The sequence below is a fragment of the Kosmotoga arenicorallina S304 genome (genome assembly GCF_001636545.1).
GTDB classification, from domain to species: Bacteria; Thermotogota; Thermotogae; order Petrotogales; family Kosmotogaceae; genus Kosmotoga_B; species Kosmotoga_B arenicorallina.
On record NZ_JFHK01000019.1, the window covers coordinates 1 to 20,827 of the forward strand.

A 20,827-nucleotide genomic window follows, 5' to 3' on the forward strand; every position below is an offset into this window, starting at 1 on the left:
ACTACCAGTGTACTAACACTTACAATATATCATGAGTACTACAAAATTCATCCTTGACTTATAGAAGTCGAGGCCTTCTTTTGTAAAAATCAATAAACATTATACTAAGAACAAACGATTAAAATCAATAGCTCTTTGGCGGTTAATACTGAGCTGTGCTCTTATAACGAGCGCTTCAGCTATTCAGTAACCGGACAATCTCTTCGAAATTATCTTCAAAAACTGAAACAACCTCGGGGTCGTAATATGCACCCGCATTTTCCTTTAATTCCAGGAGCGCTTCTTCTGGTGTATGAGCAGGCCTGTAAGGCCGGTGAGAACACATTGCGGTGAAAACATTTGCGACTGCCAGAATCCTCGATTCCAGAAGGATTTCGTCATTTCTCAAGCCTTTTGGATATCCCGTACCATTCAGGCGTTCATGATGTTGAAGGATTATTGTAAGCACTTTTTCAGAAAAGCCCTTGTTCTTGAGCAATTCAACACCTATCTCCACATGTTGCTTAACGATTTCATATTCTATCTCTGAAAGGCGCGTTGATTTAAGCAAGAGAGCCGCAGGTACTCCTATTTTTCCGATATCGTGCAACAGCGAAGCTATGCGGAGGTTTTCAAGTGATTCACCTTTGAACCCCAATTTTTCTCCCAGGAAGACAGCTATTTTAGCTGTTTCTTCATGATGAGTAGTAGTCAGGGGATCGCGCAAGTTAGTGATCTCTGCCAAAACGAGCAGCAACCTATTAAAAGATTCTCTCAGTTCTTCGTTTGATTTCCTCAATTCCCGGGTTTGTTCAAGCACTTTTCTTTCCAGATTTTTGTTAAGTTCATCGAGTTTATCCCTTTGAAAGGCTACCTTTTGCTGGAAGTAGAAAGCCTTCCTGCTTTCATATTCAAACAAATAAGAAGCTATCATGCCTATGAAAATAATCCCTGAAAATACCACATTTCGGTCTATCAATATATAGCCCGGCAGGCTTCCCGCAAATAAAATGCCGATATTATACATCAAAACTATCGCCCACCCGGTAAAAACCGACCACCAGAAACCAAGACGTGCGAGGGCAAAAAGGAATATCAGCACTTCGATAATAGAAGCGTCATACTGGTATGTTCCAAGAAGGCGGAACTCCTGAATGTTATCCGCGATAACAATAATGCTCATAAGACCAGCCGATGCGGCAAGGATAATACCGGAAACAATTGCCTGTGTGTATTTGTAGAAGAGTTTTGTGTTTTTGAGGGAAACTAAGAAGATACAAAAGACCACAAAGATAATCCTTATGGCAAGAAGTTCTTTGAAGACCATGGGGACGATATAAAGATCAACAAACAAAAAAGCGAGATACAGGGTAACGGCTGCTATCAACAAATATTTAAGAGTTTGGGCGTAATTATGGGCATAGTATTCCTGAAAGGCCTTTTCGGTCTTTTCGTCGTGAAATTTCAATTTCAGCGGATTTAGATCGACTTCCAAAAATTTTTCTTTGAAATAATCTAAAATCATCATGATAGTTAGCCTTAATCATTATACCAAATCAGTTATCTATATTATATCCTATCATACCGCTGACGATGTGATAAAATATCTATACGGCTTCCAGGAGGTGTTTTAGGTGGATTTCGACATTTCTTTGATTTCTGATTATCTGTTGATTTATGTGCTTCCTCCCCTGGTAGTTGTCTGGATAATTCTGCTTTTGCTTCTGTATCGTAAAAGAAAAATCAGGCTTGTGAAAAAAAGCATGTCTTTAATTGATAATCTTGAAGGAAAGGATTTCGAGAGATTTCTGCTTTTTCTGTTTAGAAAGCTCGGTTACAAAGCAAATCTTACAGGTCGCGGCAAGGATCAGGGAGCTGATTTGATAATAAAGAAAGGGCTTTTCCGTACAGCAGTTCAGGCGAAAAGATACAATCATACAGTCGGTAACGCTGCGGTACAACAGGTATACGCTTCTAAAAAGGTTTACAATTGCCGCAAAGCAATGGTCGTAACTAACAACCGATTTACTCGCGAAGCCAGAGAGCTGGCCAGGAAAACAGGAGTGGTCCTATGGGATAGAGAAAAACTCATAAGGGTTATGATCAAAGCGAGCATTACACCAAAAATTGTGGGAAAGGTCATAATGAATAGAGGTGATGGCATATAGCTTTTACCGCAAGATATGCAGAAGAAAAGGCGAACTGGATGTTGTAGCCACCGGTTTCCCCATCGATATTCAAAACCTCGCCTGCAAAGTAGAGCCCTCTAATTTTTCTTGACTCCATGGTTTTCGGATTGACTTCTCTCAGGCTTATTCCACCTTTTGTCACCATTGCAAGTTGAAAGCCTGCCTTGTTTATTCTTTCTCTATATGCCGTAAGTGTTTTTATCAGGCATTTTCGTTTTGCTTTTGGCAATTCGCTTAATTTTCTTTTTGGTAAAACTTTGCAGATTTGCATTGCTTTATCTATAAGGCTTAACGGGTAACCAAATTCCCTCAGTCTTCTTCTGACGAGCTTATGCTTTTGATCCAGCAGGCAGTTTTCAAGTTCTTCTGAAGCAACGTCAAGAAAATTGACCAGTATTTCATCCCCTCTTTGAGCATCTCTTGAAAGGTGGAGTATTGCAGGGCCTGAAAAACCTTTATGAGTAATTAAAAGAGGTTCTGTTCTTTCTATGACTTTCTTCCCGTCTCTCAAGAGGGAAACCCTTGCTGACTTGAAGGAAAGGCCCGATAGATTTCTCAAAGGAAAACCTTCAACGAAAAGAGGGGTCAATGCAGGTTCGGGATTAACAATGTCATGTCCAAGTGTTTCAGCAATGAGATAGCCATCTCCTTCAGAACCCGTCCAGGGATAGGACTTCCCACCGGTTGCAATGAGAAGTGTACGGGATTCATAGATTCCGGTAGTGGTTTTTACTACAAACCCTTCCGCGCTTTTTTTGACACCAATGACAGGGCATCTTTCTCTGATTTTGGCTCCCCTTCTTTTTGTGTTTTCCACAAGGGCATTCAGGACATCAGACGCTCTGAATGTTGCAGGAAATACCTTACCATTTTCTGTAACAACAGAAGGAATTCCCATTTTCCTGAAATATTCGATAAGGCTTTTGTTATCAAAAGCATAAATCGCTGGCTTGACGAATCTATTTCCTTCATAATAATGGAGTATGAGCTCTTCAGGTGTACCGGTGTGGGTGAAGTTGCATTTTCCAGAACCTGATATAAGAAGCTTTTTCCCGGGATTTTCTTTCTTTTCAAGTACGAGAACGGACAGGTTGCAAGAAGCAGCGCTTATAGCTGCAAATAAACCTGCAGGCCCTGCCCCGATTATAATCAGATCGTATCTTTGCATCTTAAATTCCCCCGCTTAGCAGGGTTATTGAAACCACAGCGCTTACCATCATAAGCCAGCCTTTTTTATCGAGAAACTCATTGAAAAAGAGCATTCCACCGATACTGATTAGAACAAGGCTGCCAATACCATAGAGAGGAAAGGCAACAGAGGCTGGTATGGAATTCAATGCCGAGATAAGAAAAAAAGAAGAGAACAAATTTGGGACCCCTACCGCAAAACCAATTCCGATTTCTATCCCCTTTGGTTTGCCTCTTTTCATGATAAAAGGGATGCTGATCAAAAAAGCCGAAAAAAAGACCGAGAAAAGGAATAAAGGTCTTACTGAAAGAACTGCATATTTTTGAAAGAGCTTATTGAAAAATTCCGCGCCACCGGAAAATATGAAAAAGAGAGTAACGGTAATTCCCGGCTTCCAGCGAATCCTTTCTGTGCTCCTTCCGCTGAGTATTATTGAGATAACAGCAAATACCATTCCGACCACACGCACCACATCAGGGATTTCAAGCCACAAAACCATTGCAAGCAAAGGAGGCAGTACCACGACGCTAAGCTTCCCGATTACTCCTGTAACAGCTACACCATTCTCTTTCAAACTCTTTTGATAATAAATAAAGGCGAGAAAAAAGAAGCTTCCCGCGACAACACCAAGAAAAAGCGCCCACCATGTTGAAGCAAGCTCAGAAAATATTCGGGAATTCATAAAAACATTTCCTGATTCACTAAAAAAGCTCTTTAATCCCTCAGGGCTCAAAAAAACACCACTTTTAATAACCAGAAAAAGCGTGATTGCAGAAGCCGTTAGATAATTAGCGCTGGTAACTGCATATCTGTTCAGGTTTATTCCCTCGCTGAAACGAAGGAACAGAATAATGGAAACACTGCACAAAGTAGCCAATACGAGATAAAGCATACACTTCCTCCACGATGAGTTTCTCAGCAATTTTACACCAAAATCCGCCACAGGTTATAGACCCAACCTATATTGACAGAGTCGAATAATTGAAGTAAAATTGGTGCAAATGATTTGCGCAAATCATTTGCGAGGTGATGATTTTGAAAGGGCTCACTAAACTCAGAAAGGAAATATTGAAGCTGATTGAAAATTCGGAAGTTCCTCTATGTGCCGATGAGATATTTGAAAACCTTGAAAAAAAGCCCAACCTTTCAAGTGTATATCGCGGTCTTTGTTATCTGGAAGATAAAGGAATGATTAAGTCCATATCATTTGATGGAAATACGAGATATTTCTTCATGGCGACAGAACATTCAAATCATTATTTATATTGCAAGACTTGCGGAAAGCTGGAAGTTTTTGATATATGCTTTGCCGACAGAATTCAGAAAGAACTTGAAAAAAAGCACGACTATAAAATCCTCGACCATATATTCTATTTCGTGGGCATTTGTTCAGAATGCCGTAAGAAATAAGGACTTTGAAACGGAGGTGCCCATTAATGAAATTTATATCCATTGTGTTCATGATAATATTTATCACTTCTTCAATATTCCCTTTGAACATAATCACCACTGTAAATCCATATTATTTGCTCTTAAAAGAAATCACTGCCGGAGCTGATAATGTCAGCTTACTGATAGAGCCCGGTCAGAATCCGCATGTATATTCACCCAATGTGGAAGACATTCGAAAACTTTCAAGCGCTGATCTCATAATCGCCAACGGATTTGATCTGGAAAGCTTTTTGATTGAAAAATTGAATTGGCTTGAACATTCAGGGAAAAGGGTTATTTTTGTTTCCACTTATATTGATGAAGTACTTCGTTCGTCATCGGATTCTAAATCAAATGAAGACCATATAAACCCGCACATATGGCTGGGATTTTCCTTGCTCACCGAATATATAATTCCCGGTTTAACCAATGATTTATCCAAGATAGAGCCATCAAAGGCCGGCTTATACAGCGAAAATGCGCAAAAACTCATAAACAATTTGAGGGACATGCATAGGGATTTATCAGAATACTTACTTCCCCTTTCTGGTAAAAAAGTTTTGATGTCGCACCCGAGTTTTTATTATTTCTTCCGTGATTTTGGGATTGATACTGTTTCACTTTTTGAAGGCCACGGTGACGAACCGACTATCTCCGAATTGAAAGATATAATCAAAGCAGCGAAAAGTGGGGAATTCATCGCAGCTTTCGGGGAATACCAGCAAAACAACAAATCTATCGAGATAGTGATTAAAGAAACCGGAATTGATAATTCCGAACTTGACCCCCTTGGCATAGGGAGAAAAGATTTTGAGGATTTTCTGAAGTGGAATATCAATCGGATAACGGAGGTCATAAATGTCCACTGATGTTATTTTGAAAATCGAGAACCTGAACTATAATGTGGGAAGAAACCAAATTTTACAGAACATCTCTTTTGAGATAAAGCGTGGTGAATTTGTTGGGCTCATAGGTCCAAATGGTGCGGGCAAATCCACGCTTGTTAAAGCCATCATAGGAGAATTGGAAGGCTATCAGGGGAAGGTAGAAGTTAAAGGAAAAATCGGTTATCTTCCCCAGCAAAAAGAATTCGAGAGAGATTTTCCCATATCCGTAAAAGACGCCGTGGCTATGGGGCTTTACCGGAAAAAGGGACCACTGAGATTTTTCAATAGTGCCGATTGGCAAAAAGTGAAGGACCTACTGACAATTGTAGGCGCAGAGGAACTTTATGGTAGAAAAATCGGAGTCCTCTCTGGCGGTGAATATCAGCGGATTATGCTCGCGAGAGCTCTTGCAGCAGAACCCGAAATTCTGATTCTTGACGAACCGGAAGCAGGTATCGATGAAATGGGCAAGGCTTCCTTTTACCAGCTGCTCAGTGGTTTAAAAAAAGAAAAGGGGCTAACCTTGCTTATGGTGAGCCATGACATAGGACTCGTTTTTGATTCCTGTGACCGCATAATGTGCCTGAACAAAACCCTTCATTGTCACAAGAGCACTCACGAAGTATCGCCGGAAGATTTGCAGGTCATTTTTTCTCCTGACTTTGACTTATTGATAAGAGGAAAAGACCATTTGCATAAGGAGCATGAGCTATGAGCTTTTTTCAGGATATGCTTGTCTTCGAGTTTTTGAAAAACGCATTTTTGGCCAGCATACTGGTAAGCATTTTAACAGCTTTGTTTTCAACGGTTGTAGTTTTAAGGAAAATAGAGTTCATAGGCGATGGGGCAGCTCACGCATCCTTTGGAGGTCTTGCCCTTGGATTCTTAATTGGAATCAATAGCACTCTCATAGCTGCTATCTCTGCGGTTGCTTTTGCAATAACCATAAGCTATTTCAGCCAAAAAAGGCGCGTTTCGGAAAACAGCATGATAGGCATCTTGCTTCCGTTATCAATGGCACTGGGAGTTATTTTCCTCTCTTTCGTCAAAGGCTACACACCCGATGTAATGAGCTATCTCTTCGGAAACATCTTGCTCGTTTCAAAGACTGATGTAGTGCTTTTGTCAATACTTGTCGTTGCTGCAATATTATTCTTCTTGCTTTTTCACCGGGAAATTGTTTATTATTCCTTTGATGAAATTATGGCTAAGCATTTTGGTGTCAATACTAAACTCATACATTATTCGGTGCTTATAGGTATCTCTTTGAGTATCGTGGCATCTGTAAAAATTGCCGGGATAATTCTTGTAACTGCATTCCTTGTAACTCCTGCGGCCACAGCTAAATTGATGGCGAAAACATTCAGGAGCATGGTTGCATTCGCTGTTAGCTTGAGTATAGGTGCCTCTTTCTGTGGTATGATTTTAGCCTACTACCTCAGCATTCCACCGGGATCAGCTATTGTCGTTGTGCTCTTTGTGGAATTCCTGGTTATATATTCTTTTACAAAAAGAAAGAAAGCTTGATGGCTTATACCGACTAAAAAGGAGGTGCTTTGATGGATATAGGTACGCTAATATTCCAGATTTTCTGGATGATATTCATAATCAGCATGTTTGTACCTTTCCTCCGCTCTGTCAACTTAAAAGGAACAAGATTGGCCGCCATAAGGGAACTTGAAAACAAAAGGAAAAGCCGGGTGATTACCCTTATCCACAGGCAGGAAACGATGAGTTTCTTTGGATTGAGAATGAATAAATTTATCGATATTGAAGATTCTGAAGAAGTGCTCAGGGCAATTAAATTAACTCCGGATGATATGCCCATCGATTTCATCATACATACACCCGGAGGTCTTGTTCTGGCAGCCGAGCAAATCGCAAGAGCTTTAAAGAAACACAAAGGCAAAGTGACAGTCTTTGTCCCCCATTATGCCATGTCTGGCGGTACATTGATCGCCCTTTCTGCTGACGAGATTATAATGGACGATAACGCAGTTCTTGGACCTTTAGACCCACAAATTGGGCAATATCCAGCCGCCTCAATCTTGAGCGTAGTGAAAACCAAGGATAAAAACAACGTCGATGATGAAACGATGATACTGGCAGACATTTCGAAAAAAGCCATTGAACAGATGAAAAAGTTCGTAAAGGATCTTCTCCTTGAGAAGATGGACGAAGAAAAAGCGGAAGAACTTTCCGAAAAGCTCTGTTCTGGAATATGGACCCATGATTATCCTATTACTGTCGAAGATGCTCAAGCGCTTGGGCTAAAGGTGAACTCAGAAATGCCAGAGGAAATATACTCGTTAATGAACCATTACAAGCAGACTGAACAGCGCAGGCCTTCAGTACAATATGTTCCATTGCCTTACAGAAAATCAGACAATCAAAAAGATTAATAACAAAATATTTCTGAAAGAAAGTTCTCATCTTTGAGTTTATCCCAGTTTATTTGACCCTCCGGATGGAGGGTTTTTATTTTCTTTTTGCTGAGTAATTCTTTGGCCAAAGCGGTTTGTCTGAGTTGAAGCACCCGGGTGAGTATCTGGTTGGCATTTTGTGGAGAAGCATCGGGCTTCAGCAAGTTCAGGATTACCGTATCGCCATCTTCAACAAATGAGACGGGAATTTGTGTGTAGTACGTTGTGCTCACATATCTCCCACCGAGCGGGGGAAAAAGCCCCGGAAAAGCAACAGAGGCCTGTGCCATGGCCTTTGCAGTCCCACTAAAAAGGAGTGGCCTTTTCTCCACTAAATCTAGGAGTTCGATATAGATGCCGGAATAAACCGTGTTTGAGAAAGATTCAAACCAGCGAAAACTTTCCCAGTTAACCAGATGGCCGGCAGTCGTCCAATGAGCACAGTAGGCTATTTCTTTTCTATAGGTAGTGCTTTTTTTACAATTCCCAGCATAAGTTCTTTCCATGACCTTGAGGGAATTTTCAAATGTTTCTAAAAAATCCATGACGACTTCCGCGGCTTTTCTTTTGTCAAATTCCCTGATAGAAACAGTGTACAAGCCCGCAATGCCGTTCAGGATAATTCCCGTTGTTTTCTCTTTTCGTAAATATTCACGTATGTGCGGAATTGCCATAAGTCCCGAAAGACCAAACCCTCCAGCGTGAAGATTCATACTCTTATCTCCCTCTTTTTTAGTAAGCCTTTTGTATAAGTGTAAGAGCTTTCCATTAATTCAAAGGATTTTCTAAACTCCAAAGTACCAACATGCGAAACCGGTGGAGTAATGAGGAGATCGGCTTTTGCTTCTTCTCGACGCAGGTTTGACAATTTCTCCATTATTGCTTTGTTGATAACCGAAAGAATTTGGTTTGAAGTTTCAGGTTTCCTTGGGTTATGCTGTTTTTCCATCAGGTCCACTGCCACAACATATTCGGCTCCAAGTTTTCTGGCAGCGGAAACAGGCAGGTTATTCAACGTTCCCCCATCTACCAACAATCTTCCTTGCAGCTTTATAGGTGGAAAAATTCCCGGAATAGACATAGAAGCCTCTACTGCTTCCAGAAGTCTTCCAGAAGAAAGAAAAACATCCTCTCCGCTATTTAAGTCACAAGCAATACAGCAAAAGGGTATTTTCAAATCTTCAAAGCGGAATCTCTTCAAATAATGCCTGAAGATGCCAAAATAAATCCACGATGGTAATGCGGATATCCTTGAAGACATATACCAACAACCAAGTTTAGCGAAAAAAAGAGAATACTTACGATCAAGATCAGAAAAATCAAAAGGGAAGAATTTCAAAGCCTTTTTGTAAACCTTAATAGAGTATTGCCATAATAACGAAGCATCCCCTAAAAGAGCATAGCCAGCGCCAACAACAGCCCCTATACTGACCCCAACGATAAAATCGGGTCTAAACCCTGCTTTTTCAAGGGCTCTTATCACTCCTACATGTGCTGCGCCTTTCGCTCCGCCTCCACCAAGTACAAGGGCTTTTCTCATAGCTTTTTCAGCCTTCCTCCATAGAAAGGGTTAAATCTATTTCATGGACATATTCAACAAACACCCTTACTATTTGCGGGTCAAACTGAGTTCCAGCGTTTTTTATGATTTCTTCGAGAGCTTCTTCGAAGCTCATAGGTGCTCTATATGGCCTGTTGCTTCTCATTGCATCGTACGCATCGACAATCGAAAGGATTCGCGACAGCAAAGGAATTTCCTCGCCTTTGAGACCTTCAGGGTATCCCTTGCCATCCCAGCACTCATGATGCGTGGCGATAATGGGAATCATTTTCTTTAGAGAGTGAAAGTCCTTTAACATATCCACACCGGTTTTTACATGTTCCCTTATTATTTGCAATTCGTAAGCATTCAATTTTCCGGTTTTTAACAAAATCTCTCTCGGTACACCTATCTTCCCGATATCATGCAACAACGCAGCCCATTTTAGTGTATTGAGTTCATCCTCATTCAAATTCAACTTTTTTCCAAGCATAATAGCATAGTTAGCCACACGAACACTATGGCCGCTTGTATAGGGATCACCTGTTTCAAGAGCCCTTACAAGGGCGTAAATAACTTCCTCTTTTGCTTGGTTTTCCAGCTCAGTAATCTGTTTCATTCTGAAAAATTGAGAAGCGATTTTTCCAAGGTATTCAAGTTTCATCCTAGAACTCTCTGAAAACTGTATCCCTTTTTTAGTATCAAGACTTATGTTTCCAAGATATTCTCCGTTGATATAATAACCAACCATCAAAGTAGCTTTGATTTTCGAAGCTCCGGCCTTTGTAAAAGCTTTTTGGTATTCTTTCGGTAATTCTTCTTCGTTGTAGTCAGAGATATTTTTTACAATGATTGCTTTTTCTTTTGCCTTGATCAAATATTCTGCAGGAATTTCCAGATCATACAGCGAACTGTCATATCCTCTCACAGCCTTGAATTTCCATACCCCATCAGAAACAGTGGAAACACATCCGCTATCAGCCTCAGGAATGAATTCAAGTGCGAGATCTAGCAATTTTTCAAAGAATATGCGATCGGATACATTTGGATTCATATCTGCAAATGTTGCAACTGCATCAAGGAGGAGCTTGTTGGGCTCCTCAACGTGTATTTCACTTTGATGGAGTCTTGATTTTATAACCCGATAAGAAAAGACAGCTACTAGCGTTCCAAGCGTAGAGATACCGATAATTATAATGCTAACAGTCAGCAATCGCTTTGTTTTTTCTTCATCAGTCGAAGGCATAAGATATTTACCGAACCATTTCTCAAGAACTGAGTAATAAGTGCTTCCTTTGTCTTTTAATTGTCCCTGAAAAAAACTATCCAGAGAAGCTTTGAGCTCCTGACGTTTTTTGCTCAGCCCGATATAGAGGTCTGCCGGACCAAGTTTTTCAATAGCCGTCTTCAAGCCAAGACCATTATTCAGGTAGTAAATGCTCAAGCTATAATTCACCAAACCAGCATCAACATCTCCTATTATCACAGCATTTACGACTTCCTCGTAAGACTGGTAATAAACTTTTTTGACAGTGATATTTTCCATGGTAAGGAACTTATCCAGAAAGGTTTCGTGGATGTCCTTTATGAGCACGCCTATCTTTTTGCCAGAGAGCTGTGGAATTGAAATAATATTAGAAGTACTCTTAACAATTACAACTCCATAATTAGTGAAAAGAGAAGTATCGTTGAAGGCCATAAATTTTTCACGCTCAGGCGATTTTGCAACATTTAGAAGCAAATCAATTTCATTGTTTTTTATCTTTCTGAGCAAATCAGGAAATTCCCCATAAACAAAGCTAAGCTCATATCCAGACGCCAAAGCCCAGTCGGTGACAAGATCTACAAAGAATCCCCTAGGGGTGTTTCCATCCATATAGTTTAACGGGGCATTTTGATATATACCAACAAGAAGTGTATTGCCAGCAAATAAAGGAATGCTTATTAGAAGCATCAGTAAAATAGTGATTCGCTTTAATCTGAGTATTTTTATACGTTTTCACCTTCCAATAAACCTCTAATATCAAACAACTATATAATAGCACACAGATATTCATAAACATTGGATCGTTCATAGAGCTTCGTTTAGCCAAAAAAGAAATTGATCATGATATCCTTTGCCTTTAGCTTAACAGTCTGATGTTCATTCAGGAAAGCAGGCAAGCTTCCTTACATCTGTGGTTGGGTTGAGAAAGGTGCAAATACCCGCTATTGAGCTCCTTCTTGCATTAAATACAGGGACTCTTGCTTCTACTACGTGAGAAAATTTAATGTATGACATATCTATCTTTTAGGAGTTGGTTGGCAGTATCCCACTCCACGGGCGTAACTTCTAAACTGAGCAACGGCATGGTTGTACATCCATTTAGTTTCAGCAGATATCCTGTCTAAGAGTTTTCTCTTAGACTTGCTAAGACTTTAGATTTTGAGTTTGTACACGACAGGAATTTGATTCCATCTTTTGAGTTTTGTTTGAAGTCTTGATTGTTTCCTATTTTGTGTATTCATATTCAACACATCAATATCTTACTTACAAACAAACATAAATTGTCGTCTGTATCTCCTCATTAAAATGTGTGGGCTTAGACGGCCAAATTTCTATAAGTAAAAAAATATAATATTTTTTAAGGATTCTTTCTAAAATGACGAAATACAGCTTGAAATATTTTGATTAAATGTGATATTATTTAAGATATCTATTAAAATAATTGAGGTGATGTAATGAATAGTTATTTAAAGAATTTCTGGCTTTACACTCTTGGGAGGTTTGTTTCTCTCATTGGAAGTGGAATACAGTATTTAGCTTTGTCACTATACATCCTTGATATCACCGGTTCAGGCACGATGATGGGGACTTTTCTCCTAGTGAGTATGCTTCCAAGAGTGATTTTCGCCCCGTTTGCTGGTGTGGTCGGAGATAGGTTCAACAGGAAGAAAATAATGGTTTATTTGGATTTTGCCCGGGGAGTGCTTATTTTCATCCTCGCTTTTATAGCTTACAAAGAAATGCTAACACTAACAGTTATCTACATCTCCCAGCTTATAATTTCAACCCTTGATATCTTTTTCGATCCCGCAACGGGAGCCATGGTGCCTGACATAGTGCCCAAAGAAAAGCTTACAAGGGCTAACTCTATTCTCGGTTCGATAAACAGCTTCAGTTACATCATAGGGCCAGCCTTTGGCGGGATTCTCTATCCCCTTGGAATCGGCATTGTTTTTATTCTGAACGCTTCATCTTTCATTGCTTCAGGTATCAGCGAGATGTTTATTGAATACAGGCAAACAACTGAAAAGAAGAAAATGACAGCCAGGCAATTTTTTGAAGATTTCAAGGGAGGTTTGGCATTTCTGAAGAACAGATCAGATATTTTCCTGATAATGACCTTTGCAATGATAACAAATTTCCTGGTAGCACCTATCTTTATGGTAGTTATACCATATTTTGCCAGGACTGTTGTGGGCTTTAGCAGCCAACAGTACGGAATTTTAAACTCCACCTGGGTCATGGGTGGGTTAGTTGGAAATATATTGATCGCATCCTTCCTCTCCAGGACAAACCCGGGAAAACTCTTCGATGTGGGGCTTTTTGGTCAAATAGGGGCATTTTTGGTATTCAATGTGCTCATGTTCCCGGTGCTGGTAAAAACTCTTGGTGGCGCGAGTTGGATGTACCTTGGCGTTCTGTCAGCATCATTTATCGTAGCCGGTACGCTGAATGCATTTGTAAACACGCCTCTCAACGTTTTTTTTCAGCAGACTATTCCCACAGAAGTGCGTTCCCGGGCTTTTTCGGTGCTTTCAGTACTGTCACAGCTTATTGTTCCGCTCGGAACTGCTCTCTACGGGTTCCTTGTAGATAGAATGCCGGCTCATTATCTGGTGCTTGTTGCCCTTTCGCTCACAGTAGGTGTTACGATTCCCTTTCTCGCAACAGGCAAATTAAATGTGTTGAAAACTGAAACCGAAGGTTGATGAGGAGTGATGTACATGCCCTTTAAAAGCTTGTTTCTTTCTGGATCTCCAGACGCGAATCCGAAAAAGGATAGAGCTTTTGTAAAAACGGAACTTTCTGAAGTTGAAGTTGTACTCGTAAAACACAGTGATTTTTCCGGAATTCTGGATATTTGCAAAGATTTTGCCATGAGGGGGGGAAATGCGATAATCCTTTGCCCCGGATTCACTCATGAGCAGGTTGCGGAAATTGCTAAAACTGTGGGTGAAGATGTTTCGGTAAATGTAGCAAGGGGCGATGGCAAAAGCTCGCTGGCCGCCAGGAAGGCTATGGAAAAAGCAGGCTGGTTTGATAAGAGAGTAGAGGACAATTTATGAAAGCATTCTTAAATGGTGCTATTGTAGAAAAAGCTGACAAAATGATACCTCTTGAAGACAGAGGTTTGACTTTTGGCGATGGCCTTTTTGAAGTTCTCAGGGTAAAGGATGGCCACATCTTTTTCTTTGAAGACCACCTGTCACGAATGAGGAACAGCGCTGAGTTCTTTGGGATTCCATTTCCTTATTCTCGCGATGAAATAAAAGATAGAGCTCGGGAATTAATCGCCCTTAACGGCATAAATGACGGCGAGTTGTATATAGAACTGACTCGCGGTGTTGATCAAAACCGCGAGCACAAATATCCCCCAAAAGACACGCCCCCTACTTTTTTCATGCTTGCTATTCCATTGCGTGATATCGATCCAATGAATTGGAAAAGTGGTGCAATAGTTTTCAGCTTTCCAGATCTCAGGCATGGATTATGTGAGCATAAGACAATTAACCTTTTGCCCAATGTATTAGCGAAGAATTACGCATATCAGCATGGTGGGTATGAAGCATTGATGTACCGGGAGGATTTAAAGGGCAAGTATGTTACTGAAGGAGGGAGTTCGAACTACTTCTTTGTAAGCGGCAATATCGTCATTACTCCCGAAATAGATAACTTACTTCCCGGTATCACCAGAAGCAAAGTCATAGAGCGCCTCAAAAAGAATGGTGTACAAGTAATAGAAAGGAGAATCTATCACGAAGAATTGAAGAAAGTAGATGAGGTCTTTCTGGTGAGTACAGTTTCCATGGTGATGCCTGTGCGAATGATAGATGGCAAAAACTTCAAAGCTCCTGGCCAGGTCACTAAAAAAGCCATGCTTTTGTATCAAAAACTAATGGAAGAAGACAAAGGGCAGCACTAGCTGCCCTTATTTTTAAACCTGAAAGAAAGTTTATCAAAAATGCTGTAAAGAACCGGGATCAGAAACAGAGTGAAAAACACTCCAAAAAGTAGCCCTGCCGCGATGGTCAAAGCAAGTGGGCTTTCCAGTTCGGCACCTTCCGCCCGAGAGAAAATGGTAGGTAAAAGCGCAACCACTGTCGTAAGGGAAGTCATAAGAATGGGTCTTAAACGCCTCCCGGCTCCTTCGACTATTGCTCTCATTAGCTCCATTCCCCTCTCCCTCAGCTGGTTAATGTATGTAACCATTACAATGCCGTTGTTAACTGTTACGCCAATGAGCGTAAGTATACCCATCAGACTACCAATGCTTATAGCCTTACCGCTTAAAACAGAAACAACCGCTACACCTACTATGGCCATGGGAAGAGTAAGGAATATGACAAAGGGATACACAAGGGATTCAAACTGAGCACCTATCACGAGATACATGAGAATAATTCCCACCACAAGTGCAAAGCCAAACTGCTTTAACGTATCCTGAAGGTTTGACGCCTGTCCCCCAAGTTCGGGAGTGAATTGCGACAGCTTTTCGTCACTTTGAAGTAAGACATTCACATCTTTTATAACCTGGCTTAGAGCACGACCAGAGATACTTACTTCTACATAACCGACCCTATGGCCGTTTTCATGGTCGATGCTTTTTGGTGTTTCTTTGATGCCAAGCTGAGATACCACTCCTACATAACTGGAAGTTCCAAGCATGGAATTAACGGGAATCGATTTCAGCCATTGATAACCATCTTCAGGAGTTTCATAACCGAGTTTCAAAGGCACTCTTTCGCCTTTTATGAAAATATCTCCAAGATCAATCCCCATTGTGTATGGTTGAATGGCCCCTATAACCTGCATGGGTATAACGCCAGCCATAATTGCTTTTCCCCTGTCTATTTTCAGTTCGAGGTTTCTCTCTTTCTCTTCAAAATTAGTGCTGACATTTACCACACCATTTATTTTTTTCAGTTTTTGGGCAAACTGGTTCACAATCTCTTCAAGGGACTGAAAGTCATCACTGTAAAAGGCGACTTCAATATCACTTCCCATGAGATTTTCTATCTCCAATCCACCGGCTGATACTTTAATCTCAACACCAAGTTCATTGGCCAGTGGCATAAGTTTTTTTCTGATCGCTTCTGCTATTTCCTGAGATGTTGCGGTTCTTTCCCTTTTTGCTTTTAGATTCAATTGAACAGAAGCGGTGTTTTCACTCCCGCCCAACAAAACCGAATAAATCCCACCAGTTATCCCACCATTGGCATAAAGACTTTCAAGCTGGTATTTGTCGGAATTTGAAAGGATCTCTTCTGTTATCTTTTCAACAGTTGCTTTTGTTGTCTTATAGCTGGTATTTTCAGGTAGCCTTACGGATATATTTATTATCCCGCTGTCCATAGCTGGTATTAGTTCAAAATTCCGCGTTGCCATCAACAAAGCGCCGACAATGAATATCCCCAAAAACACAGCGATGGCTATGCCTTTTTTTCTCAATAGAACCGTCAACCACTTCTTGTATATTCTCTCAAGGGAATGACGGGCTTGCCTTTTAGTTTTGATAAAACCCGAAAAAGCCGGAACAAGGACAACTGCAACAAGCAGCGAAGCGCCAAGGGAAAGCGCAAGGGCTATGGCAAAATATTTTAAAAACTGTGAGAAAAAGCCTGATATAAAAGCAAGGGGCACGAACATCGCAAGGGTTGTAAGGGTAGATGAGAATATCGCGCCTACGACCTCACTTCCTCCCAGACCGGCGGCTTCAGATGGCGATTTCTTTTCTTCGAGATGACGATATATCGCTTCAAGAACCACTATACTGTTGTCCACGATCATCCCCACAGCCATTGTGAGGCCGCCAAGGGTCATCATGTCAAGCCCAAGCCCGGAAAAGTAAAGCAACGTAACGGCAATAAGTAACGAAAGGGGCATAGACAGTGCTACCGCCAATGTAGCTGTCAGGTTTTTCAAGAATATCAAGATAACGATGGTCGCCACCAAGGCTCCAATAATGAGATTTCTAAAAAGCCCGCTCACAGCTTTTTCTGTGAATTTGCTGCTATCGCTAAGTGTGATCAGCTGAACATCAGGATGAGCATTTTGCCATTCATTGATTGCCTGTTTAATGTTCCTTGCTACCTTAACTGTATTTGTCCCGCCTTTTTTCTGAACCACAAGTACTGCAGCACCTTCGCCATTTACTTGAACAAATCCTCTTGTTTCTGAATCTACAAGCTTAACATCGGCGATTTGCTTCAATCTCACAGGAATGGGTATTCCTTCTAATTTAAGGCTTTGGCCCGTTAATGATGAAGTCATCATTTTATCCATACCGCGAATGCCTATTATCGTATTTCTGAGTTCGTCAAGGGATTCAAACTGGCTGGAAACGGAAAGCCTGAAGACTTGGTCCCCATTTTCAAGGTTGCCCATGGGATATCTAACACCTTTGGATAGAACAGTCTGAAGAATATCATATGGTATGCCATAAGTGGACAGTTTGTCTTTATCAAGGGTAATTCTCACTTCTTTTTCAGGAATTCCCAGTTTCTCTACATTGGCAACCCCAGCCACTCTCGAAAGGCTTTTTTGAAGATCTGAAGAAGCACCGGCAACATCACCATCAGAAGAAGATAAACCCAGCACGTACACAGGTATCATGGAAGGGTTGAACTCAACTACAATGGGATCGACACCTTCCGGTAAACCCGTCGCAAAGGACTCTAATGACTGTTTTATCCTCGATACTGCAGTGTTCATGTCCGTTCCATTCTCAAACTCTATCTGGACAATGGAAAAACCGTCAACCGATTGGGAGCGAAATGACTTAACTCCGCTTACCAGACCTATCGCACTTTCCACCTGATTGGTTACATTCAGTTCTACTTCTTCAGGACCCGCTCCTATATAGGGGGTTACCACCACTGCATAGGGAATATCTACATTTGGCAGTAGATCAAGCGGGAGCTTTCCCCACGAGAAAAAACCGAGAAAAACAAGGGTCGAAAAAAGCAAAAAAACGGCCACAGGCCTACGTGAAAATTGGGAAAGTATACTCTTCCACATCTTTTTCCACTCCTTGGGATTTTATTCAATTTTATAGGCTAAATATTTAAAGAAGGTCTTCTTTTAAGACTCTCTTCATTTTTCAAATGTTGCAAAACAGATAGCAACGCCTTGATAAAAAACCCCTAAAATCTTGTGAACAGTATATCAAATTCTTCTTTGTAGTAAATCACGTTTGTATAATCCCATATAGATTATAACAGGGGGTGACATTTTATGATTAGAAGGTTTATGTTAGTAGCGATTATCATTATCTCTGCCTTAGCCTTTTCAACACAATTTTATCGGACAGTTGAGGACACCATTGAAATCCTTCCGGATGGGTCAGCCGTGATAACTCGTGTTGAGCAAGTGCCATCATCAGAGCTCTCAAAAATTTACATTGCTCATGCAAAGGCATTGAGCGATAGTAAAGAAATCTTTCAAAATTTCTATGACGAGATCTCAAAGGATTATTACTTTCTCTATGGCTCTGCACCGGGATTTGGAGACAGGGATTTGAAAGTGGATATCGACAGAAACGGCAATTACACCAGCAAAATAAAAATGAAAGTAACAGGTCTTCTTACACATCCCGAAAATAACCAGAAGCTTTTGCAGTTTTCAAGGAAACGCTTCGCTGAAGAAAAAGTAATGCTGAAATACTTTGAAAATGTCCTCGATGGAAAGATATTTGAAACAGCTTTTCTCAACTCTGAAAAGAATTCCATTAAAACTACAAAAACTACAACCATTATACTCCCTGAAGGTTCGAAAATACTGGATGTGCTTTCACCCTTCCAGACAAATCCAGAAAATGGCTGGGAATTGGATTTTGGAGGAGGAACAAAGTTCTACGCTGATTTTGATATCCAGGGAAACGCCATAAAGATAAAGGAAGAGATAATTACAGGAGGAGGTGCTCCCGAAAGAATCTTGAAAGATGATAATGCCGATCTATTTGAACAATTGATGGACTATACTGCTCTTGACATTATATTTGCTAACGACAAGGTATCGGCTAAGCTAACACAACCCACTCCTTACAAATTCAAAGACGATTATTCAGGATCGTGGAGTTTTTACATCTCCCAAACCCTTTCTCACCAATTCACTTATTACACGCTTACTGTCAAACCGGGCATGACGGCAAGCTTGAATTTCGGTGCCTCACTTCTCTGGCAACATTACTGGAAAAAAGTAAGCTGGTGGAAGTACAAATATGTTCTAAAGAAGTTCCAGACCACCGTGTCAATCAACCCAAGCCTTACTCCCTTTGTAGAGGTCTCTTCGGGAGCTTCTATAAGCAAGTCCTGGAGTTATAACATCACCACTAAAACGAAATGGATTACTTTCTGGGTATCTTGTGTTCCGGTAACCCTTGTAATGGAAGTGAAATTCGATGCAAATGCAGAAGCAAGCATATCCGGCGTCATAGGGTTTAACGTATCTTCAACACTTTCAGCAAATACAAGCCTTACTGTCAAATACCAAAATGGGTGGAGCAAGAGTGTTTCAAAATCATACAGCTATTCAGGGGTACAATTCTCCGCTGATGCAAAAGTCAACGCATCTGCAAAAGGTTCTTTGCCTTTGACACTCTCAGCTTATGTTTACTACATAGCGGGACCCTATGTACAGTTCGAGCCGTGGATTAAAGGCGAAACTTTCGCTTCAGCTGGAAGCAGCAATCAGGTGGGATACAAAGTTACGGCGGGATTCAATGTGAATGGTGGGGTGCACATGGCAGGCTGGTTAAAAAACCTGTGCGATAACATCCCTTCTGTAAGTTACACATTCTGGAGTAAATCGTGGACACTCGCAAGTTCAACTTATACTTTTTAATTCAGTCTGACGCGGGGATCGATTATAGTATAAATTATGTCCACGAGTAAGTTCATCAAAACAGCAATGATACCTATATAGAAAGTAGTCGCTATAACAGATATAAAATCCTTTCGTGCGCTGGCAGCGGCGATAAACCTGCCAAGGCCCGGTCTATTGAAAATTGATTCTACGATTACAGCTCCCGCCAGTAGATAAACAAAAACATTTCCAGAGATTGTTACAACGGAAATCAATGCATTCCTCCTTGCGTGCTTTTTCAAGACTTTTTCCTCTTCCAATCCTTTGGCACGTGCTGTCCTTATGTAATCAAGATGCATAATTTCCACTATGCTCGTTCTCGTAATTCTCATGATGTAGCAGGTCCACATTATGACGAGTGTTAAAACAGGTTCTATCAAATTCAGCAATGCATTGCCCAGTACCACGAAATTGCCGTTGAGAAAAGAATCTATTATGAGCGAATGGGTATAAGAATTCCATTGAGGAGAATTAACAATATCATATGTCTCGGCAGAGGCGAGGCCTACGGGAATCCAGTGGAACAATTTCAAAAAGACCAAAAACACCAATAATCCCGTGATGAATTCGGGTATCGACCATCCTATCATTGAAAATACAGAGATAATTTTATCAAACCAGCTTCCGTATTTTCCAGCCATCAAAGTGCCAATCCACATTCCCAGTAAGACAATTATTATCCCTGAGATTATTGTAAGTTCAAGGGTTGGAGCCAATCTATGTGATATGGCAATTGAGACCTTATCCTTTGCCACAAGAGAATAACCCCAATCACCTTTAACTACGTTTTGGAGCCATTTCCAGTAGCGAATAGCAAGAGGTTGATCGAGGCCATATTTTGCCACAAGCCTTTCATAGGTATCTGGAGCTTTGTCAAGGGCTCTGGGATTTTGAATATATGCGCTTACAAGCACACCGGGTCCAAGCAGCCAGATCATTGAAAAAGCTATTAGGGTTACACCAAGCAATACAAGAGGAAGAAGAAGGAGCCTTCTAACTACGTAATTTAACATGGCTTCACCTGCTTCAACAAACAAAAGTAAATATAGTATAGCAAAAT

Annotated in this window: 18 protein-coding genes; 10 read left to right on the forward strand and 8 right to left on the reverse strand. The window is 40.8% G+C overall.

Annotation, left to right across the window (positions count from 1 at the left end; genetic code table 11):
• Window positions 1–175: 175 nt before the first annotated feature.
• Entirely contained in the window at window positions 176–1,507 is a 1,332-nt protein-coding gene (locus AT15_RS08075; RefSeq protein WP_068348216.1) for an HD-GYP domain-containing protein, read from the reverse strand.
• A 106-nt stretch (window positions 1,508–1,613) separates the two neighbouring features.
• On the opposite strand from AT15_RS08075, the gene AT15_RS08080 reads away from it, so the two are divergent.
• Window positions 1,614–2,147 carry a restriction endonuclease gene (locus AT15_RS08080; protein ID WP_201029953.1) on the forward strand — a complete coding sequence of 178 codons (534 nt, stop codon included), beginning with the start codon at window positions 1,614–1,616 and terminating at the stop codon, window positions 2,145–2,147.
• Here the strand turns inward: AT15_RS08080 and AT15_RS08085 are convergent.
• Window positions 2,119–3,336 (reverse strand): BaiN/RdsA family NAD(P)/FAD-dependent oxidoreductase, encoded by a 1,218-nt coding sequence (locus AT15_RS08085; protein ID WP_068348218.1) that lies wholly within the window; start codon window positions 3,334–3,336, stop codon window positions 2,119–2,121. The two genes, AT15_RS08080 and AT15_RS08085, sit on opposite strands and share 29 nt — an antisense overlap.
• Before the next feature lies 1 nt (window position 3,337).
• A complete protein-coding gene (locus AT15_RS08090; protein ID WP_068348220.1) occupies window positions 3,338–4,249 on the reverse strand; it encodes an SMR family transporter in 912 nt (303 codons plus the stop codon).
• Window positions 4,250–4,386: 137 nt separating this feature from the next.
• On the opposite strand from AT15_RS08090, the gene AT15_RS08095 reads away from it, so the two are divergent.
• Genes AT15_RS08095 through AT15_RS08115 form a run of 5 tightly spaced genes read left to right on the forward strand, consistent with a single transcriptional unit; the run spans window position 4,387 to window position 8,077 of the window.
• Entirely contained in the window at window positions 4,387–4,767 is a 381-nt protein-coding gene (locus tag AT15_RS08095) for a Fur family transcriptional regulator (protein WP_068348222.1), read from the forward strand.
• 26 nt (window positions 4,768–4,793) lie between these two features.
• Window positions 4,794–5,657, forward strand: a complete 864-nt coding sequence (locus AT15_RS08100; RefSeq protein WP_084251647.1) for a metal ABC transporter substrate-binding protein — start codon at window positions 4,794–4,796, stop codon at window positions 5,655–5,657.
• The gene (locus tag AT15_RS08105; RefSeq protein ID WP_068348226.1) at window positions 5,647–6,390 is read left to right on the forward strand and encodes a metal ABC transporter ATP-binding protein; all 744 of its coding nucleotides are present in this window, start codon (window positions 5,647–5,649) and stop codon (window positions 6,388–6,390) included. The genes AT15_RS08100 and AT15_RS08105 overlap by 11 nt, the downstream gene beginning before the upstream one ends.
• Complete coding sequence (locus AT15_RS08110; protein WP_068348228.1) at window positions 6,387–7,202, forward strand: metal ABC transporter permease; 816 nt, start codon at window positions 6,387–6,389, stop codon at window positions 7,200–7,202. The genes AT15_RS08105 and AT15_RS08110 overlap by 4 nt, the downstream gene beginning before the upstream one ends.
• A 29-nt stretch (window positions 7,203–7,231) precedes the next feature.
• Window positions 7,232–8,077 carry an SDH family Clp fold serine proteinase gene (locus tag AT15_RS08115; protein WP_068348230.1) on the forward strand — a complete coding sequence of 282 codons (846 nt, stop codon included), beginning with the start codon at window positions 7,232–7,234 and terminating at the stop codon, window positions 8,075–8,077.
• Here the strand turns inward: AT15_RS08115 and AT15_RS08120 are convergent.
• Genes AT15_RS08120 through AT15_RS08130 form a run of 3 tightly spaced genes read right to left on the reverse strand, consistent with a single transcriptional unit; the run spans window position 8,074 to window position 11,592 of the window.
• Complete coding sequence (locus tag AT15_RS08120; RefSeq protein ID WP_068348232.1) at window positions 8,074–8,811, reverse strand: patatin-like phospholipase domain-containing protein; 738 nt, start codon at window positions 8,809–8,811, stop codon at window positions 8,074–8,076. The genes AT15_RS08115 and AT15_RS08120 overlap by 4 nt on opposite strands.
• Window positions 8,808–9,638, reverse strand: coding sequence for a patatin-like phospholipase family protein (locus AT15_RS08125; RefSeq protein WP_068348234.1), 831 nt, complete (start codon window positions 9,636–9,638; stop codon window positions 8,808–8,810). Before AT15_RS08125 ends, AT15_RS08120 begins: the two co-directional genes overlap by 4 nt.
• Before the next feature lie 7 nt (window positions 9,639–9,645).
• Entirely contained in the window at window positions 9,646–11,592 is a 1,947-nt protein-coding gene (locus tag AT15_RS08130) for an HD domain-containing phosphohydrolase (protein WP_068348236.1), read from the reverse strand.
• A 767-nt stretch (window positions 11,593–12,359) separates the two neighbouring features.
• Between AT15_RS08130 and AT15_RS08135 the strand changes: the two genes are divergently transcribed.
• Genes AT15_RS08135 through AT15_RS08145 form a run of 3 tightly spaced genes read left to right on the forward strand, consistent with a single transcriptional unit; the run spans window position 12,360 to window position 14,827 of the window.
• Window positions 12,360–13,613 (forward strand): MFS transporter, encoded by a 1,254-nt coding sequence (locus AT15_RS08135; protein WP_068348238.1) that lies wholly within the window; start codon window positions 12,360–12,362, stop codon window positions 13,611–13,613.
• 15 nt (window positions 13,614–13,628) lie between these two features.
• Complete coding sequence (locus AT15_RS08140) at window positions 13,629–13,970, forward strand: DUF6506 family protein (RefSeq protein WP_068348240.1); 342 nt, start codon at window positions 13,629–13,631, stop codon at window positions 13,968–13,970.
• The gene (locus AT15_RS08145; RefSeq protein ID WP_068348242.1) at window positions 13,967–14,827 is read left to right on the forward strand and encodes an aminotransferase class IV; all 861 of its coding nucleotides are present in this window, start codon (window positions 13,967–13,969) and stop codon (window positions 14,825–14,827) included. The genes AT15_RS08140 and AT15_RS08145 overlap by 4 nt, the downstream gene beginning before the upstream one ends.
• Here the strand turns inward: AT15_RS08145 and AT15_RS08150 are convergent.
• Window positions 14,824–17,922 (reverse strand): efflux RND transporter permease subunit, encoded by a 3,099-nt coding sequence (locus AT15_RS08150; RefSeq protein ID WP_068348244.1) that lies wholly within the window; start codon window positions 17,920–17,922, stop codon window positions 14,824–14,826. The two genes, AT15_RS08145 and AT15_RS08150, sit on opposite strands and share 4 nt — an antisense overlap.
• A gap of 216 nt (window positions 17,923–18,138) precedes the next feature.
• Here AT15_RS08150 and AT15_RS08155 point away from each other — a divergent pair, with 216 nt between their 5' ends.
• Window positions 18,139–19,746, forward strand: a complete 1,608-nt coding sequence (locus AT15_RS08155; RefSeq protein WP_068348246.1) for a hypothetical protein — start codon at window positions 18,139–18,141, stop codon at window positions 19,744–19,746.
• Here the strand turns inward: AT15_RS08155 and AT15_RS08160 are convergent.
• Window positions 19,743–20,780 carry an ABC transporter permease gene (locus AT15_RS08160; RefSeq protein WP_068348248.1) on the reverse strand — a complete coding sequence of 346 codons (1,038 nt, stop codon included), beginning with the start codon at window positions 20,778–20,780 and terminating at the stop codon, window positions 19,743–19,745. The genes AT15_RS08155 and AT15_RS08160 overlap by 4 nt on opposite strands.
• Window positions 20,781–20,827 lie beyond the last annotated feature (47 nt).

Coding starts and splice junctions, on each gene's coding strand:
- AT15_RS08130 (WP_068348236.1), bottom strand. CDS start 11,592: ATGCTTCTAATAAGCATTCCTTTATTTGCTGGCAATACACTTCTTGTT.
- AT15_RS08105 (WP_068348226.1), top strand. CDS start 5,647: ATGTCCACTGATGTTATTTTGAAAATCGAGAACCTGAACTATAATGTG.
- AT15_RS08155 (WP_068348246.1), top strand. CDS start 18,139: ATGATTAGAAGGTTTATGTTAGTAGCGATTATCATTATCTCTGCCTTA.
- AT15_RS08095 (WP_068348222.1), top strand. CDS start 4,387: ATGATTTTGAAAGGGCTCACTAAACTCAGAAAGGAAATATTGAAGCTG.
- AT15_RS08120 (WP_068348232.1), bottom strand. CDS start 8,811: ATGAATCTTCACGCTGGAGGGTTTGGTCTTTCGGGACTTATGGCAATT.
- AT15_RS08075 (WP_068348216.1), bottom strand. CDS start 1,507: ATGATGATTTTAGATTATTTCAAAGAAAAATTTTTGGAAGTCGATCTA.
- AT15_RS08090 (WP_068348220.1), bottom strand. CDS start 4,249: ATGCTTTATCTCGTATTGGCTACTTTGTGCAGTGTTTCCATTATTCTG.
- AT15_RS08135 (WP_068348238.1), top strand. CDS start 12,360: ATGAATAGTTATTTAAAGAATTTCTGGCTTTACACTCTTGGGAGGTTT.
- AT15_RS08100 (WP_084251647.1), top strand. CDS start 4,794: ATGAAATTTATATCCATTGTGTTCATGATAATATTTATCACTTCTTCA.
- AT15_RS08110 (WP_068348228.1), top strand. CDS start 6,387: ATGAGCTTTTTTCAGGATATGCTTGTCTTCGAGTTTTTGAAAAACGCA.
- AT15_RS08125 (WP_068348234.1), bottom strand. CDS start 9,638: ATGAGAAAAGCCCTTGTACTTGGTGGAGGCGGAGCGAAAGGCGCAGCA.
- AT15_RS08160 (WP_068348248.1), bottom strand. CDS start 20,780: ATGTTAAATTACGTAGTTAGAAGGCTCCTTCTTCTTCCTCTTGTATTG.
- AT15_RS08150 (WP_068348244.1), bottom strand. CDS start 17,922: ATGTGGAAGAGTATACTTTCCCAATTTTCACGTAGGCCTGTGGCCGTT.
- AT15_RS08145 (WP_068348242.1), top strand. CDS start 13,967: ATGAAAGCATTCTTAAATGGTGCTATTGTAGAAAAAGCTGACAAAATG.
- AT15_RS08085 (WP_068348218.1), bottom strand. CDS start 3,336: ATGCAAAGATACGATCTGATTATAATCGGGGCAGGGCCTGCAGGTTTA.
- AT15_RS08140 (WP_068348240.1), top strand. CDS start 13,629: ATGCCCTTTAAAAGCTTGTTTCTTTCTGGATCTCCAGACGCGAATCCG.